We start from the raw sequence: 13,819 nt of genomic DNA, 5'->3' as shown, positions 1-13,819 counted from the left end.
GAAGCTCTAGCGTCGGGTGCATGACATCGACAACCGCACGGCGTGCCGTAATCATCCACGGATATTCGGCAACGCCGCAGGATCATTGGTTCGGCTGGCTGGCCGAGGAGCTCGATACCCGCGGCATCGCCACCGCGGTACCGGCCATGCCCACTCCACAGGCGCCCGAGCCCGGACCGTGGTTGCGCACCGTGCGGGACGCCGTGGGTGTCCCGGACGAGGAGACCGTCGTGGTGGGCCACAGCCTCGGATGTCTCACTGTGCTGCGATATTTGGCCGCACTTCGCACGCCATGGCGAGTCGGCGCCCTGGTCCTGGTTGCCGGTTTTGTCGATCCGTGCCCGGCACTGCCGAACCTCGATGACTACATCAACGGTGGATGCCCGGTGGACGGGCTGGCAGAACGTATCGACCGGTTGACGCTCTTCCGTTCCGACGCAGACGATTACGTCCCGATCGGACACACCGATCGCCTTGCCTCGTCGCTGGGCTGCACCGCCGTCGTGGTGCCGGGAGCCGGGCATTTCCTCGGCTCCGACGGCGTGACAACGCTGCCGCAGGTGCTCGACGTGATCTAAACCGCCCTGCGCTCGCGTTCCTGCGCGAGCTGTGTGCTGACCACGTCATAGGCCATGCCCTGGTTGTATCCGCGACGAGCCAGCATTGCGACCAATCTGCGGGTCACCTTGAGCTCGTCATCGAGACGTTCCCGACGCAACTTGTCTGCGACCAGGCGCTCAGCTTGGACCCGCCACTCCCCCGCGTCGACGCTGTCGAGAGTCTCGGCGATCAATTCGGCATCAACGCCTTTGGTACGCAACTCGGCGGCCAACGCGCGCTTACCTTTTCCCGAATTGGCTCGACGGCTGCGGACCCACTCCTCGGCAAACGCCGCGTCGTCGAGTAATCCCACCTCGACCAGTCGGTCAAGCACCCGGGCGCTGACATCATCAGGGTAGCCGCGTTTGGTCAGCGCGGTTTCCAACTCCGCCCGGGTACGGGCCCGCACGGTGAGCAGGCGAAGGCACACGTCCCGCGCCTGCTCCTCCCGTTTGGGCCCGGCCGGCTTCTCAGAAGTCGACGGGGGCGGGCAGAACGTCATCATCGGTCAGCACGGCTCCGATGCCGAGCTTCTCCTTGATCTTCTTCTCGATCTCGTTGGCCACATCGACGTTCTCCAACAAGAACTTACGGGCATTCTCCTTGCCCTGTCCCAGCTGCTCACCCTCGTAGGTGAACCACGAACCGGACTTGCGGATGAAGCCGTGCTCGACACCCATGTCGATGAGCGAGCCCTCGCGGCTGATGCCGTGGCCGTACAGGATGTCGAACTCGGCCTGCTTGAACGGCGGGGACACCTTGTTCTTGACGACCTTGACGCGGGTGCGGTTACCAACGGCGTCGGTGCCGTCCTTGAGTGTCTCGATACGGCGCACATCCAGGCGTACCGAGGCGTAGAACTTCAACGCCTTACCACCGGTGGTGGTCTCGGGTGAACCGAACATCACACCGATCTTCTCGCGCAACTGGTTGATGAAGATGGCCGTGGTGCCCGAGTTGTTCAGCGCGCCGGTCATCTTGCGCAGCGCCTGGCTCATCAGGCGGGCCTGCAGACCGACATGACTGTCACCCATCTCGCCCTCGATCTCGGCGCGCGGGACGAGGGCGGCGACCGAGTCGATGACGATGAGGTCGATGGCGCCGGACCGCACCAGCATGTCGGCGATCTCCAGTGCCTGCTCACCGGTATCGGGCTGGGACACCAGCAGGGCGTCGGTATCCACCCCGAGCTTCTTGGCGTACTCGGGATCGAGCGCGTGCTCGGCATCGATGAACGCCGCGATACCGCCCGCTGCCTGGGCGTTGGCCACCGCGTGCAGCGCGACGGTGGTCTTACCCGAGGATTCCGGGCCGTAGATCTCGACGACGCGGCCGCGCGGCAGACCGCCGATACCCAGCGCCACATCCAGCGAGATGGAGCCGGTGGGGATGACCGAGATGGGCTGGCGGACCTCTTCACCGAGGCGCATCACCGAACCCTTGCCGTAGTTCTTCTCGATCTGGGCCATCGCCAGTTCGAGTGCTTTTTCGCGATCGGGAGCCTGTGGCGCCATGGGAGTACCTCTCCGTAGTCGTGCGGTTGACCGGGGTTCCGGTCGGTTGGCTGCGAGACTAGAACGCACCACCGACAAGTGACTCCGGCCGAATGATCACCACAGTAGCGAACAGGTGTTCGAAGGCAAGGTGACACGCCGCGCGCCGCAGGCGTCGGTATCGCAGGTCGGTATCCTCGGTCGATGACTCAGCGTGCGGACCTGCGGGTTCCCGTCGCCGGCGCAGAACTCGCCGTCTACCTGTACCGACCCGACACCGGCAACACACCCGGCATCGACACGCCCTGCGTCGTCATGGCCCACGGGTTCGCAGGCACCCGGGACGACGGCCTACCCCCTTATGCCGAGGCATTCTGCGCGGCCGGCTACGCCGTCGCACTGTTCGACTACCGCGGTTTCGGCGCGTCCTCCGGCCAGCCCCGCCAGCTGATCGACATCGCCGCGCAGCACGCGGACTACCGAGCCGTTGTCGAATGGGTCCGCGGACTCGACGGTATCGACCCGAACCGCATCGTGCTGTGGGGATCGTCGTTCAGCGGCGGCCACGTACTCGTCATCGCCGCCGACGATCCGTCCATCGCGGCCGTCGTCTCCCAGGCCCCGTTCACCGACGCGCTCCCCACCCTGGCCAAGGTCGCGCCACTGACCTCGGCACGCATCACGATCGCCGCGATCCGCGACCAGATCCGGGCCTGGCGGGGAACGACGCCGCTGCTGGTACCCGCCGTCGGCGCACCGGGCACGGTCGCCGCGATGACCGCGCCGGACGCACAACCGGGTCTCGCCGCCATCGTCGGTCCGGAATCACTGTGGCGCAACGAGTTCGCGGCGCGCCTCATGCTGCGCTTCCCCTTCTACCGACCGGTGCGCGCGGCCCGACGGCTGAGCATGCCGGTGCTGGTGTGCGTCTGTGACGGCGATACCACCGCGCCGCCGGGATCGACCATCACCACCGCCGAACGGGCTCCCCGCGGTGAGCTGCGCCGCTATCCGTACGGCCACTTCGACATCTACCTGGATCCACAGGTCCGCATCGACCAGGTGGAATTCCTGGATCGGGTGCTCGCCAGGTAGGCCCCACCGCTCACCATTGATCGCGCGGCACGTCGAAATCCGCGCACAGCGCCCGCCACACATCCCGCGGCTCGACCCCGGCCTCGATGGCCTCGGCGGCGGTCCGGCCGCCCAGCGCGCTCAGCACATGGTCCACGAGCACCGACGCCCCGTAGGCGGCACCGAACCGGCCGGTGACACGATCGTTGAACTCGGTGAGACGCACGCCGCCAACCTACCGACCGTCAGCGGGTCAGAGCCAGCGCGTCATGGCACGCCCGTACCGGATCGGCCACCGTGTCGGCGCCCGATCCGGCCCGCTCGGCGGCGTGCCGATACCCCGGATCCGCCAGCACCGCAGCCACAGCAGCCGACAGTGACTCAGCGGTCAACGGCCGGATCAGGCGCCCAGACCCCTGCCGCACCACCCGATTGGCGATCTCCCACTGGTCACCTCCGCCCGGAACGGTCACCAGCGGCACCCCGTGCAGCAGCGCCTTGGCGACAATCCCGTGACCACCACCACAGACCAGCACATCGGCCTGGGCCAACAGCTCGTCCTGGCGGCCCAGCCCGGCCACGGCCCACTCCGGCAACGCCAGATCGGGACCGCCGAGACGCGATATGGCCACCCGTGTACCGGCCGGTAGTTCGCGGCCCGGCCGCAGGGCGGACAACGCCAGTTCGGCAAGGCCAGCGGTCCCCGTCACGGCAGTCGAGGGCGCCACCATCACCAGCGGTCCCTCACCCGGCGGGGTCGCCAACACCTCGTCGGTGGGCTCGAAATGCAATGGGCCGACGACGACCGCCTCGGCCGGCCAGTCCGGTCGCGGCACCTCGAGCGCGGGCAACGTCGCGATCAGTCGCCGCAGCGGCCCCGGGTCACGGCCGGGTAATCCGATGGCCGTCCTGGCCTGCTCCCGGTGCCGATGGCCCGCTCGGATGGAGCGCGCGGTCAGCGCGCGCATCACCGTGTCGCGCAGCCTCCCCCGCACCCCCACCCCGGGCGCCAGACCGCTGCCCAGCGGCGGCAGACCCCTCGACGGCAGATACAGCGGATGCGGGTTCAGTTCGATCCAGGGCACGCCGAGCAGCTCGGCGGCCATCCCCCCGCACGCGGTGATGACATCGGAGATCACCAGATCAGGTGCGGCCGAGCGCATTCCGGACACATTGAGCACCGCCATCCGGGCGGCCCGACGATGGATCTTGGCACCCGCGTCACCGTCGTCATCGGTGTCGTCAGGGTCGAGACCCGCCAGGAGCTCGGCGTGCAACCCCACCGACCGGGCGGTATCCAGCCACTGTGCGCCCGTGAACAGGACAGGTATATCGCCGGCCGCACGCAACCGCCGGCACAGCGCGATCGCGGGGAAGGCATGCCCGGGGTCCGGTCCGGCCACCACTGCTACGCGCACACCGCACACCCTGTCACATACGCTGAGTTCCATGACCGACCAGGCATCCCAGACCAGCACCGACGCGGCCGATATCGCGACGGTGGAGAAATTCCTCTTCTCGCTGCGCGGACCCGATCTCGACACCGCGGCCGCACTGATCGCCGACGATATCGTTTACCAGAACGTCGGTTTCCCGACCATCCGCGGAAGTCGTCGTGTCCTTGCCGTGTTCCGCGGTCTGGACCGGCCCGCCTTCGGGTTCGACGTGGCGATCCACCGAACCGCCTCCGATGGTGGTGTCGTGCTCAATGAGCGCACCGATGTCCTGGTCATCGGCCCGGTGCGGCTGCAGTTCTGGGTATGCGGCGTTTTCGAGGTGCGCGACGGTCGGATCACGCTGTGGCGCGACTACTTCGACATGTTCGACATGACCAAGGCGCTGGTACGCGGATTGGCCGGAGCGGTGATCCCCGCGCTGCGGCCTCGACTGCGATGACCGGGTTGCGATGACCAGGTCGAAGCCGAATCTGGTCCAGCTGATCGGCTACTGCCTGGGCCGCCGGTTGCCAGATTCGATGCTGGATTGGGTCCGCGACGATCTGGCCGGACCGGGCGCGACCCGGCGCTTGATGCTGCGGGTGCTGGTCCCGGCGGTGCTGGTGCTTGCGCCGTTCTGGCTCATTCCCACCACGCTGTATGTGCACCTGTCGATGACGGTCCCCATCCTGATCCCGTTCATCTACTTCTCGCACGCGCTGAACAAGATCTGGCGTCGGCACATGCTGCGTGTGCACGGCCTGAACCCCGCGTTGGTCGACGCGCTGGCTCGGCAACGAGATGCCGCCAAACACCAGTCCTATATCGACCGGTTCGGCCCACGTCCGGATTCCGCCGAGCTGGGCACACACGACATCTGATCAGGCGCCGCGCCGGGCCTCGATATCACGGAGATCGCTGTAGGCCTGCGCCCAGCCCTGCAGCCGGTCGGTGGCGTGGACCAGTTCGTCACGGTAGCGCTGCTGGGCCATGGGCGATTGCGATACCGGACCAGCGTTCAAAGAGGACACCAATTGGGCGGCCGCAGTGACCATTTCGTCATACTGCTGGGCGCCGCGCTGCAATTGCCCGGTGAATGATGCAATGGTCGGCGCGAGATGCGCGCGCGCACGCGGCGAAGCCGAGGCGGTGCGCTCCATGGCGACCACCTCGTCGGCGGTGGCCGACATGGTGACCGCGGTCTGCCCGGCGGCGACCCCGATACCGCGCAGGTCGGACTCGGGCAGCATCCGGCTGCGCTGCAGCACCCCGAGTAGCGAATACAACCCGCGCTCGGAGGACGCCAGGTCGGCCATCGGCTTGCGCGCAGCCGAACCCCATGGCGGCATCCGCCTGGCGGTCGGACCGGCGGGCAGCGGTTCGGCAAGCAACCAGCGGTAGCGCAGGAGGAACAAGGTGGCCGGGAACGCAGCACCCGCGGCGATCACGCCGGTGACGATCAACGCCCACACCGGGGTGCTCCACACCGCCAGCAACGCGGTCACCAGAATCCAAAAACCGCTGCTGAGGGCGAAGAACAGACCGAGACGGAAAGCCCATCGGCGCTTGCGCAACAACTTGGCCCGTGGGTCGGACATGGCGGCGAGCTTGCTCGCCAGCAGACCGGAGAATTCGGCGGCGGTGTCTATCCCGCCCTGGAGACCCCGCGCGGCCACTGCGCGCCATCCCCGTCGGCGGCCCGATCGCGGTCCCGCAGCCATATCTCCTCCAGAACTATTGCGACAGTGGATTTTCCGGTGCGGCTGCCGGCGGATTGGCGGCCGGGTCGGCCGTCGGCGTTGCGGCGTCACCCGACGGCAACGCCTCGCCGCGCATGGAGGCGCGAATCTGCTCGAGACGGGAGTGCCCGGCCATCTGCACGCTGGCCTGCTGGACCTCCATCATCCGACCCTGGACCGAATTCTGGGCAAGCTCGGTCGCACCCATCGCATTGGCGTACCGACGTTCGATCTTCTCGCGCACCTCATCGAGGTTCGGTGTGGTTCCCGGTGCGGAGATCTCGCTCATCGACCGCAGGGAGGCGCTGACCTGCTCCTGCATCTTGGCCTGCTCCAGCTGGCTCAGCAGCTTGGTGCGCTCGGCGATCTTCTGCTGCAACACCATGGCGTTCTGCTCGACGGCCTTCTTGGCCTGGCCGGCGGCCTGCAGCGACTGGTCGTGCAGCGCCTTGAGATCCTCGACGCTCTGTTCGGCGGTCACCAGCTGAGCGGCGAATGCCTCGGCGGCATTGGTGTACTCGGTGGCCTTGGCGGCGTCACCGGACGCGGTCGCCTGATCGGCGAGCGTCAGCGCCTGTCGGACGTTGGCCTGCAGCTTCTCGATATCGGCCAGCTGGCGATTGAGCCGCATCTCCAGCTGACGCTGGTTGCCGATGACCTGTGCGGCCTGCTGGGTCAGGGCCTGATGCTGGCGTTGGGCATCCTCGATCGCCTGCTGGATCTGCACCTTCGGATCGGCATACTCGTCGACCTTGGAGCTGAACAGCGCCATGAGGTACTTCCACGCCTTGACGAACGGATTGGCCATGAAGTTTCCCGCCTTCGTAGTTCGGAGGTGCGCAACGTCTTGGGGTCAACCTATCGTTTCAGCACCCGATCAAGCCACCGCCATGGACACGACCTGTGGGATCACGACCTTGGTGGCGGCGTCGATGCCCGTCACGCCCCCGGCGGCATGCTCGTGGCGCGCCAGCTGCTCACCGGCGTCGAAGAGTACCCGCGACATCGGGATGTCCAGGGCATCGCAGATGGCGCTGAGCAGCTCGCTGGAAGCTTCCTTGCGGCCCCGCTCGACCTCGGACAGGTAGCCGAGGCTGACCCGGGCTGCGTCGGACACCTCACGCAGGGTCCGCCCCTGCCCGGTCCGTGCGCCACGCAGCACGTCGCCGATCACCTCACGCAGCAGTGTCGTCATACCTGGGTCAACGCCCTCGGCGGCCCGTTGGTTCCCGGGCGGAGGGCGCCTTCGTCACGTGGCCGGCCTGGCCCGGGAGTCGCGCACCGCCGACACCACATAGTCGGCGCCCGTCAGCACCGTCAGCACAACGGCCAACCACATGATCGCGGTGGCCGTGGTCAACCACAGCCCGGAGATCGGCAGGATGAACAGGCCGATCGCGACGGCCTGGACCAAGGTCTTCACCTTGCCGCCGCGGCTGGCCGGGATGACACCGTGGCGCAGCACCGCCAGTCGCAGCACTGTGACGCCGATCTCCCTGATCATGATGACGATCGTGATCCACCAGGGCAGATCGCCCAGCATCGACAATCCGATCAGCGCCGAGCCGATCAACAGCTTGTCGGCGATCGGATCGGCCAGCTTGCCGAATTCGGTGACCATGCCGTAGGCGCGGGCCAGCGCCCCATCCAGGTGGTCGGTGATGACCGCCGTCGTGAACACGATGAAAGCGATTGTCCGCCAGGACGTCTCATGACCGTCACCGGCGAACAGGGCGGCCAGGAAGACCGGCACGAGCACGAATCGGACACCGGTCAGCAGATTGGCGACGTTGGCGACTGACGCACGGGGCACCACTGGATCGGTATCTGGTTGGCCCGGCACCGAAACAGAATATCGGTTGCCCGTGCCGATACTCTCGCTGCTGTGAGCGAGGTGGTCGATCAAGTCCCAGATGCCCTTGTGGTGCGCCGGGCCCGTACCTCCGATGTGCCGGCGATCAAGGATCTCGTGGACATCTATGCGGGCAAGATCCTGCTGGAGAAGAACCTGGTCAACCTCTACGAGGCGGTGCAGGAGTTCTGGGTTGCCGAGGCCGGCGGTGAGATCGTGGGCTGCGGTGCTCTGCACGTGCTGTGGGCCGACCTCGGCGAGGTGCGCACCGTCGCGGTACATCCGAAGGTCCGTGGCAAGGGAGTCGGCCACCGGGTGGTGGCCCAGCTGCTCGCCGTGGCACGTGAACTCCACCTGCAGCGCATCTTCGTGCTCACCTTCGAGACCGATTTCTTCGGTAGGCACGGTTTCACCGAGATCGAGGGCACCCCGGTGACCGCCGAGGTCTACGAGGAGATGTGCCGGTCCTTCGATACCGGTATGGCCGAGTTCCTCGACCTTTCCTATGTGAAGCCGAACATCCTCGGCAACACCCGCATGCTGCTCACCCTTTAGTGACTTGTGGAGCGCGAGCCGCGACGGTGACGGCTCGCGCTCCTCAAATCGCGCTAGAAGCTAGAAGTCGGGCTCGTCCTCGTCCTCGTCGTCAGCGCCGTTGGCGTCCGAGCCGCCGCGGATCAGCGCCAGCGTGCCGGCCAGCTCGTCGGGCTTGACCAGCACCTCACGTGCCTTGGACCCCTCGGACGGTCCGACGATGTTGCGGGTCTCCATCAGGTCCATCAGGCGCCCGGCCTTGGCGAAGCCGACCCGCAGTTTGCGCTGCAGCATCGAGGTGGACCCGAACTGACTGGAGACCACCAGCTCGACGGCCTGCAGGAACACGTCCATATCGTCGCCGATGTCGGGGTCGACATCGCCGCGCTCGCCGCCGGCCGGTTTTGCCTTGGTGACGCCCTCGACGAACTCGGGCTCGGCCTGGGACTTGGTGGCCTCGACGACGGCGTGGATCTCCTCGTCGGTGATGAAGGCACCCTGCATGCGGATGGGCTTGTTGGCGCCCATCGGCAGGAACAGCCCGTCACCCATGCCGATCAGCTTCTCGGCACCGGCCTGGTCGAGGATGACGCGACTGTCGGTCAGCGACGACGTGGCGAACGCCAACCGGGACGGCACATTGGTCTTGATCAGACCCGTGACGACGTCCACCGAGGGACGCTGGGTGGCCAGGACCAGGTGGATACCGGCGGCGCGCGCCTTCTGGGTGATGCGCACGATGGCTTCTTCGACATCGCGCGGCGCGGTCATCATCAGGTCGGCGAGCTCGTCGACGATGGCCAGGATGTACGGGTAGGGCTTGTAGACCCGTTCACTGCCCAGCGGTGTGCTGATCTCCCCGCTGCGCACCTTCTCGTTGAACACGTCGATATGACGCACCCGGGACGCCTGCATGTCCTGGTAGCGCTGCTCCATCTCCTCCACCAACCACGCCAGCGCCGCGGCGGCCTTCTTGGGCTGGGTGATGATCGGAGTGATCAGGTGCGGGATGCCCTCATACGGCGTGAGCTCCACCATCTTGGGGTCGATCAGGATCATCCTGACCTCTTCGGGGGTCGCCCGCGCCAGCAGCGAGACCAGCATCGAGTTGACGAAGCTGGACTTGCCCGAGCCGGTGGAGCCGGCCACCAGCAGGTGCGGCATCTTGGCCAGGTTGCAGGAGATGAAGTCGCCCTCGATGTCCTTGCCGAGCCCGATCACCAGCGGGTGATGGTCGCGCCGGGTGGACGGCGCGGTGAGCACATCGGAAAGCCGCACCATTTCGCGGTCGGTGTTGGGCACCTCGATCCCGACGGCCGACTTGCCAGGGATCGGCGCGAGCATGCGGACGCTCTCGGTGGCGACGGCGTAGGCGATATTGCGGTGCAGCGCGGTGATCTTCTCGACCTTCACGCCGGGGCCGAGCTCGACCTCGTAACGGGTCACGGTCGGGCCGCGGGTGCACCCGGTGACGGTCGCGTCGACCTTGAACTGCTGCAGCACCGAGGTGATGGCGTCTTCCATCTGGTCGTTGGCGGCGGTGCGCAACTTCGGCGGATCGCCGGCCACCAGGAGTTCCAGCGAGGGCAGGACGTAGGGCCCCTCCACGACCCGGTCCATCACCAGGGCGTCGTCCTCGGACTTCTTGGGCTTCTTCGGCTCCGCCTTGGGTCGGCGAGGTTTGGCCGCAACGGGTTCCGGAGCTGTGGGGGCCTCCTCGACCGGCAGCGGGTAGTTGTCCATCGGCGTTCCGGCGGGCAGCTCGGCGGTCGGCCACTGCTGGGCGTCGGCAGCGCCGAGGTCGTCGTCGCGGTCGTAGTACGCGTCGGAGAAGTCCTCGGTGACGGCCTCGGCATCGTCGTCGTAGTAGTCGTCTTCGTCGTACTCGTCGTCGTAGCGGTCGTCGAAGCCGCGCGTGCTGAACATGTCGCGCAATGTGTCGGGCAGCTCACGGATGGTCGTGCCGGTCAGCAGCAACACCCCGAACAGCACACCGATGACCAACAGCGGCGTCGCGATCCACACCGTCAGCCCGTCCGAGAGCGGTCCACCGATGACGAACCCGATGAAGCCCGCGGCATCGCGGCGGGCGATCGAATCCAGAGGCGCACCCGCCCACACGTGCCACAGCCCCAACACCGGCAGGGCGATCATGACCGAACCCAGGATCAGGCGGGGGCGGGCGTCGAGGTTCGGCTCGGTGCGCATCAGGACGATGGCGATGACGCCGAGCACGATGGGCACCAGCACGACGGCGCCGCCGACGATGGTGCGCAACACGACGTCGATCCAGCCGCCGACGGGTCGGGCGGCATCGAACCAGGAGCTGGCGGCGACGACGACCGCGAGTCCCAGCAGCGCCAGCGCGATCCCGTCACGGCGGTGGCCGGGCTCAAGGTCACGAGCCCGGCCGACCGAACGCGCGGTGGAACCGGCACCCTTGGCAACCATCAGCCACCCGGCCCGGGTTCCCCGGCCGACGGCCGCACCGGCGGCGGCAAAGCGCGACGGAGAGCGGCGCGGCGCGGGCTTACGCCGGGGCGGAGCCGGACGCTTCGCCGGCTTGCTTGCTGCCCGCGACTTGGTTCCCGAACTGCCCCTTGACGTGCTCGAACGGGCTCGGGACCCGGCGGCGGTCTTGTTGGCCATGGGTGCCAGCCTAGTCGCAGGGGCCTCTCTTTCACCATCAGCCACACCAGTCACAAATTGGTCTCAAAGCCGCCACGTCACGCGCCGGCATGGCACACAGCCCGAGGCCGCCGGACTGCTACGAAATCCGTAGCTCGCATAAATGGGTCACGAACTGCAGTTCACCAAACGTGCGCATCATCACCTGGCCGCCGAACGACGGATTCCGAACACGGACGCTACAGTCGGGGAGGTGACGCGAACAAAATCGCAGGACAATGTTAACCCCTTGTTACACAAGATCTTTCGCTATGACGTACCGGCCTCGCTGGTCGTCTTTCTGGTGGCACTGCCATTGTCCATAGGTATCGCGGTCGCATCCGGCGCTCCGGTCGTGGCCGGCCTGATCGCCGCGATCGTCGGCGGGATCGTCTGCGCACTGGTCGGCGGATCCCCGCTGCAGGTCAGCGGTCCCGCAGCCGGGCTGACCGTGGTGGTCGCCGAGCTGGTGGCCCAGTTCGGCTGGAAGGCGACCTGCGCCATCACCGCCGCCGCCGGCGTGGTGCAGATCCTGCTGGGACTCAGTCGCATAGCCCGCGCCGCATTGGCGATCGCACCGATCGTGGTGCACGCGATGCTGGCCGGTATCGGCATCACCATCGCCCTGCAGCAGGTGCACGTGCTGTTGGGCGGGGGTCCGCGCAGCAATGCCTGGGAGAACCTCACCTCGCTGCCAGGCCAGTTGGCACACCCGGGCTGGACCGAGATCCTGATCGGCGGCCTGGTCATCGCCGTCATGCTGACCTGGCGGTATGCCCCGGCGGCGGCACGTACCGTGCCGGGCGCACTGGTCGCGGTGGTCTTAGCCACCGCGGTCAGCTACCTGCCCGGCCTGGTCACCGACCGGATCACCCTGAACGAATCCGTCATCGACGCGATCGGGCTGCCGGAGATGCCGCAGGGGACCTGGAGTGCCATCGCACTCGCAGTGCTGACCGTCGCGTTGATCGCCAGTGTGGAGAGTCTGTTGTCGGCCACCGCCGTGGACAAGATGCACGACGGACCGCGAACCGACTTCAACCGTGAACTCGTCGGTCAGGGCACCGCGAACGTGTCTTCCGGACTGCTCGGCGGCCTGCCGGTCACCGGCGTCATCGTGCGCAGCACCGCCAATGTCGGCGCCGGCGCCAAGACCCGGGCCTCGGCCGCATTGCACGGCGTGTGGCTGCTGCTTTTCTCGGTGCTGCTGGTCAACGTGGTCGAGATGATCCCGATGGCGGCCCTGGCCGGCCTGCTCATCGTCATCGGTGCCCAGCTGGTGAAGCTGGCGCACATCGACCTGGCGCGCCGCACCGGCGAACTGTTGATCTACGGCGTGACGCTGGTCTGTGTGGTGTTCCTGAACCTGCTCGAAGGCGTGCTCATCGGTCTGGTCCTTGCCATCGCCATCGCCACCTGGCGGATCGTGCGGGTCTCGATCGTGACCGAGGACCTGACCGGGCGCATCGACTCGGACGGCCCGCCCCGCTGGCACGTCGCCATCACCGGATCGTGCAGCTTTCTGGCGTTGCCACGACTAACCGCCGCGCTGACCGAGATACCGGACGACGCCGAGGTGTCCATCGACCTGAACGTCGACTATCTCGATCATGCCGCGCTGGACACACTGCAGGAATGGATCAAGCAGCGGCGCGGACGCGGCGGCGAAGTCACCATCACCGAGACCGGGACCGCGCGGATGGAGTTCGCCCACAGTCGGATTCCGCGCCGCGACACCGAGGGGCGCCGGGTGATTAGCGCGCTGCGGACGATCTGGCCGCCGCATTTCGCCGGCGGTGTCGACCGCTTCAGCAACGGCCTGGCACCGCTGCTACGCGCCGGATGGAATCGGCCGGTGCCCAGCACGATCCGCACACCATGTTGATCTCCTGTGCCGACGCCCGGATCCTGCCGAACCTCATCACCGATTCGGCGCCCGGCGAGCTGCTCAACGTGCGCAACGTCGGCAATCTCGTAGGCGCAGATCTGTCGGTCGAGTCCGCCCTCAGTTACGCGGTGTGTCGCCTGTCGGTGCGCACTATCGCCGTCTGCGGGCACTCCGGCTGCGATGCGATGCACGATCTGATGCACGAGGATGCCGACGGCGCCGTCGAGAAGTGGCTGGGCCACGGCGCCGAGGCGCTGGCCGCGTTCCGGGCCTATCACCCGGTCGCAGCCGCTGCCGCCGACGCCGGGTTCACCGGTGCCGACCAGCTCAGCGTGGTCAACGTCGCCATTCAGGTGCAGGCCGCGCAGCGACACCCGCAGGTTGCCGAGCACCTGGCGGCCGGGACGGTGACCGTGGTCGGGTTGTTCCTCGACCTACCCACGGCACGGCTGTATCTGGTGGGTGCCGACTCCATCACCGCGATCGACCAGGACGTGGTCTCGGTGACGCCGGCCACACCCAAGTAGGGTGGGTCG

General features: G+C 67.3%; 14 protein-coding genes and 1 pseudogene. 6 read left to right on the top strand and 9 right to left on the bottom strand.

All coding sequences use genetic code 11. From position 1 onward, the window contains the following. Positions 1 to 20 precede the first annotated feature (20 nt). Positions 21 to 578 (top strand): RBBP9/YdeN family alpha/beta hydrolase, encoded by a 558-nt coding sequence (locus PGN27_RS24580; protein ID WP_335328462.1) that lies wholly within the window; start codon positions 21 to 23, stop codon positions 576 to 578. On the opposite strand, the gene recX is transcribed toward PGN27_RS24580, so the two are convergent. Together recX and recA are read right to left on the bottom strand one after the other, a co-directional pair. Then, entirely contained in the window at positions 575 to 1,102 is a 528-nt protein-coding gene (recX, locus tag PGN27_RS24575) for a recombination regulator RecX (RefSeq protein WP_335328850.1), read from the bottom strand. The two genes, PGN27_RS24580 and recX, sit on opposite strands and share 4 nt — an antisense overlap. Beyond that, the gene (gene recA, locus PGN27_RS24570; protein ID WP_030135059.1) at positions 1,071 to 2,114 is read right to left on the bottom strand and encodes a recombinase RecA; all 1,044 of its coding nucleotides are present in this window, start codon (positions 2,112 to 2,114) and stop codon (positions 1,071 to 1,073) included. The genes recX and recA overlap by 32 nt, the downstream gene beginning before the upstream one ends. Positions 2,115 to 2,297: 183 nt before the next feature. On the opposite strand from recA, the gene PGN27_RS24565 reads away from it, so the two are divergent. Next, positions 2,298 to 3,188, top strand: coding sequence for an alpha/beta hydrolase (locus PGN27_RS24565; RefSeq protein WP_335328460.1), 891 nt, complete (start codon positions 2,298 to 2,300; stop codon positions 3,186 to 3,188). Between the two features lie 10 nt (positions 3,189 to 3,198). Here PGN27_RS24565 and PGN27_RS24560 read toward each other — a convergent pair whose 3' ends face one another. Continuing rightward, the gene (locus tag PGN27_RS24560) at positions 3,199 to 3,393 is read right to left on the bottom strand and encodes a DUF3046 domain-containing protein (protein ID WP_019513025.1); all 195 of its coding nucleotides are present in this window, start codon (positions 3,391 to 3,393) and stop codon (positions 3,199 to 3,201) included. A 19-nt stretch (positions 3,394 to 3,412) separates the two neighbouring features. Next, positions 3,413 to 4,585, bottom strand: a complete 1,173-nt coding sequence (locus PGN27_RS24555; protein WP_335328458.1) for a glycosyltransferase — start codon at positions 4,583 to 4,585, stop codon at positions 3,413 to 3,415. 31 nt (positions 4,586 to 4,616) lie between these two features. Between PGN27_RS24555 and PGN27_RS24550 the strand changes: the two genes are divergently transcribed. Both PGN27_RS24550 and PGN27_RS24545 read left to right on the top strand, forming a co-directional pair. Further along, a complete protein-coding gene (locus PGN27_RS24550; RefSeq protein WP_335328457.1) occupies positions 4,617 to 5,063 on the top strand; it encodes a limonene-1,2-epoxide hydrolase family protein in 447 nt (148 codons plus the stop codon). A 10-nt stretch (positions 5,064 to 5,073) separates the two neighbouring features. Continuing rightward, positions 5,074 to 5,484, top strand: coding sequence for a DUF5313 domain-containing protein (locus PGN27_RS24545; protein ID WP_335328456.1), 411 nt, complete (start codon positions 5,074 to 5,076; stop codon positions 5,482 to 5,484). Here PGN27_RS24545 and pspM read toward each other — a convergent pair whose 3' ends face one another. The 4 genes from pspM to pgsA all read right to left on the bottom strand — a co-directional run bounded on the left by pspM (position 5,485) and on the right by pgsA (position 8,185). Further along, entirely contained in the window at positions 5,485 to 6,324 is an 840-nt protein-coding gene (pspM, locus tag PGN27_RS24540; protein WP_335328455.1) for a phage shock envelope stress response protein PspM, read from the bottom strand. Positions 6,325 to 6,337: 13 nt separating this feature from the next. Next, on the bottom strand, positions 6,338 to 7,150 hold the full coding sequence (pspA, locus tag PGN27_RS24535; RefSeq protein WP_335328454.1) for a phage shock protein PspA: 813 nt from the start codon (positions 7,148 to 7,150) through the stop codon (positions 6,338 to 6,340). A gap of 69 nt (positions 7,151 to 7,219) precedes the next feature. Beyond that, positions 7,220 to 7,537 (bottom strand): transcriptional regulator ClgR, encoded by a 318-nt coding sequence (gene clgR / locus PGN27_RS24530; RefSeq protein WP_335328453.1) that lies wholly within the window; start codon positions 7,535 to 7,537, stop codon positions 7,220 to 7,222. Between the two features lie 54 nt (positions 7,538 to 7,591). After that, positions 7,592 to 8,185 carry a CDP-diacylglycerol--glycerol-3-phosphate 3-phosphatidyltransferase gene (pgsA, locus tag PGN27_RS24525; protein ID WP_335328452.1) on the bottom strand — a complete coding sequence of 198 codons (594 nt, stop codon included), beginning with the start codon at positions 8,183 to 8,185 and terminating at the stop codon, positions 7,592 to 7,594. 81 nt (positions 8,186 to 8,266) lie between these two features. Between pgsA and PGN27_RS24520 the strand changes: the two genes are divergently transcribed. Then, the gene (locus tag PGN27_RS24520; protein ID WP_335328849.1) at positions 8,267 to 8,749 is read left to right on the top strand and encodes an amino-acid N-acetyltransferase; all 483 of its coding nucleotides are present in this window, start codon (positions 8,267 to 8,269) and stop codon (positions 8,747 to 8,749) included. A gap of 60 nt (positions 8,750 to 8,809) precedes the next feature. Here PGN27_RS24520 and PGN27_RS24515 read toward each other — a convergent pair whose 3' ends face one another. Continuing rightward, positions 8,810 to 11,377, bottom strand: a complete 2,568-nt coding sequence (locus tag PGN27_RS24515) for an FtsK/SpoIIIE family DNA translocase (RefSeq protein WP_335328451.1) — start codon at positions 11,375 to 11,377, stop codon at positions 8,810 to 8,812. A gap of 268 nt (positions 11,378 to 11,645) precedes the next feature. Between PGN27_RS24515 and PGN27_RS24510 the strand changes: the two are divergent. Continuing rightward, positions 11,646 to 13,810 (top strand): annotated as a pseudogene (locus PGN27_RS24510) (SulP family inorganic anion transporter). The last annotated feature ends 9 nt before the right edge of the window (positions 13,811 to 13,819 follow it).

This window comes from Mycolicibacterium neoaurum (assembly GCF_036946495.1).
GTDB classification, from domain to species: domain Bacteria; phylum Actinomycetota; class Actinomycetes; order Mycobacteriales; family Mycobacteriaceae; genus Mycobacterium; species Mycobacterium neoaurum_B.
This window is presented reverse-complemented; position numbering and strand designations above follow the sequence as displayed.

Bases quoted from the DNA above. Each gene is read 5' to 3' on its own strand.
- clgR (WP_335328453.1), bottom strand. From the start codon at position 7,537: ATGACGACACTGCTGCGTGAGGTGATCGGCGACGTGCTGCGTGGCGCA.
- PGN27_RS24515 (WP_335328451.1), bottom strand. From the start codon at position 11,377: ATGGCCAACAAGACCGCCGCCGGGTCCCGAGCCCGTTCGAGCACGTCA.
- recX (WP_335328850.1), bottom strand. From the start codon at position 1,102: ATGACGTTCTGCCCGCCCCCGTCGACTTCTGAGAAGCCGGCCGGGCCC.
- pspA (WP_335328454.1), bottom strand. From the start codon at position 7,150: ATGGCCAATCCGTTCGTCAAGGCGTGGAAGTACCTCATGGCGCTGTTC.
- PGN27_RS24580 (WP_335328462.1), top strand. From the start codon at position 21: ATGACATCGACAACCGCACGGCGTGCCGTAATCATCCACGGATATTCG.
- recA (WP_030135059.1), bottom strand. From the start codon at position 2,114: ATGGCGCCACAGGCTCCCGATCGCGAAAAAGCACTCGAACTGGCGATG.
- PGN27_RS24545 (WP_335328456.1), top strand. From the start codon at position 5,074: ATGACCAGGTCGAAGCCGAATCTGGTCCAGCTGATCGGCTACTGCCTG.
- PGN27_RS24565 (WP_335328460.1), top strand. From the start codon at position 2,298: ATGACTCAGCGTGCGGACCTGCGGGTTCCCGTCGCCGGCGCAGAACTC.
- pspM (WP_335328455.1), bottom strand. From the start codon at position 6,324: ATGGCTGCGGGACCGCGATCGGGCCGCCGACGGGGATGGCGCGCAGTG.
- PGN27_RS24550 (WP_335328457.1), top strand. From the start codon at position 4,617: ATGACCGACCAGGCATCCCAGACCAGCACCGACGCGGCCGATATCGCG.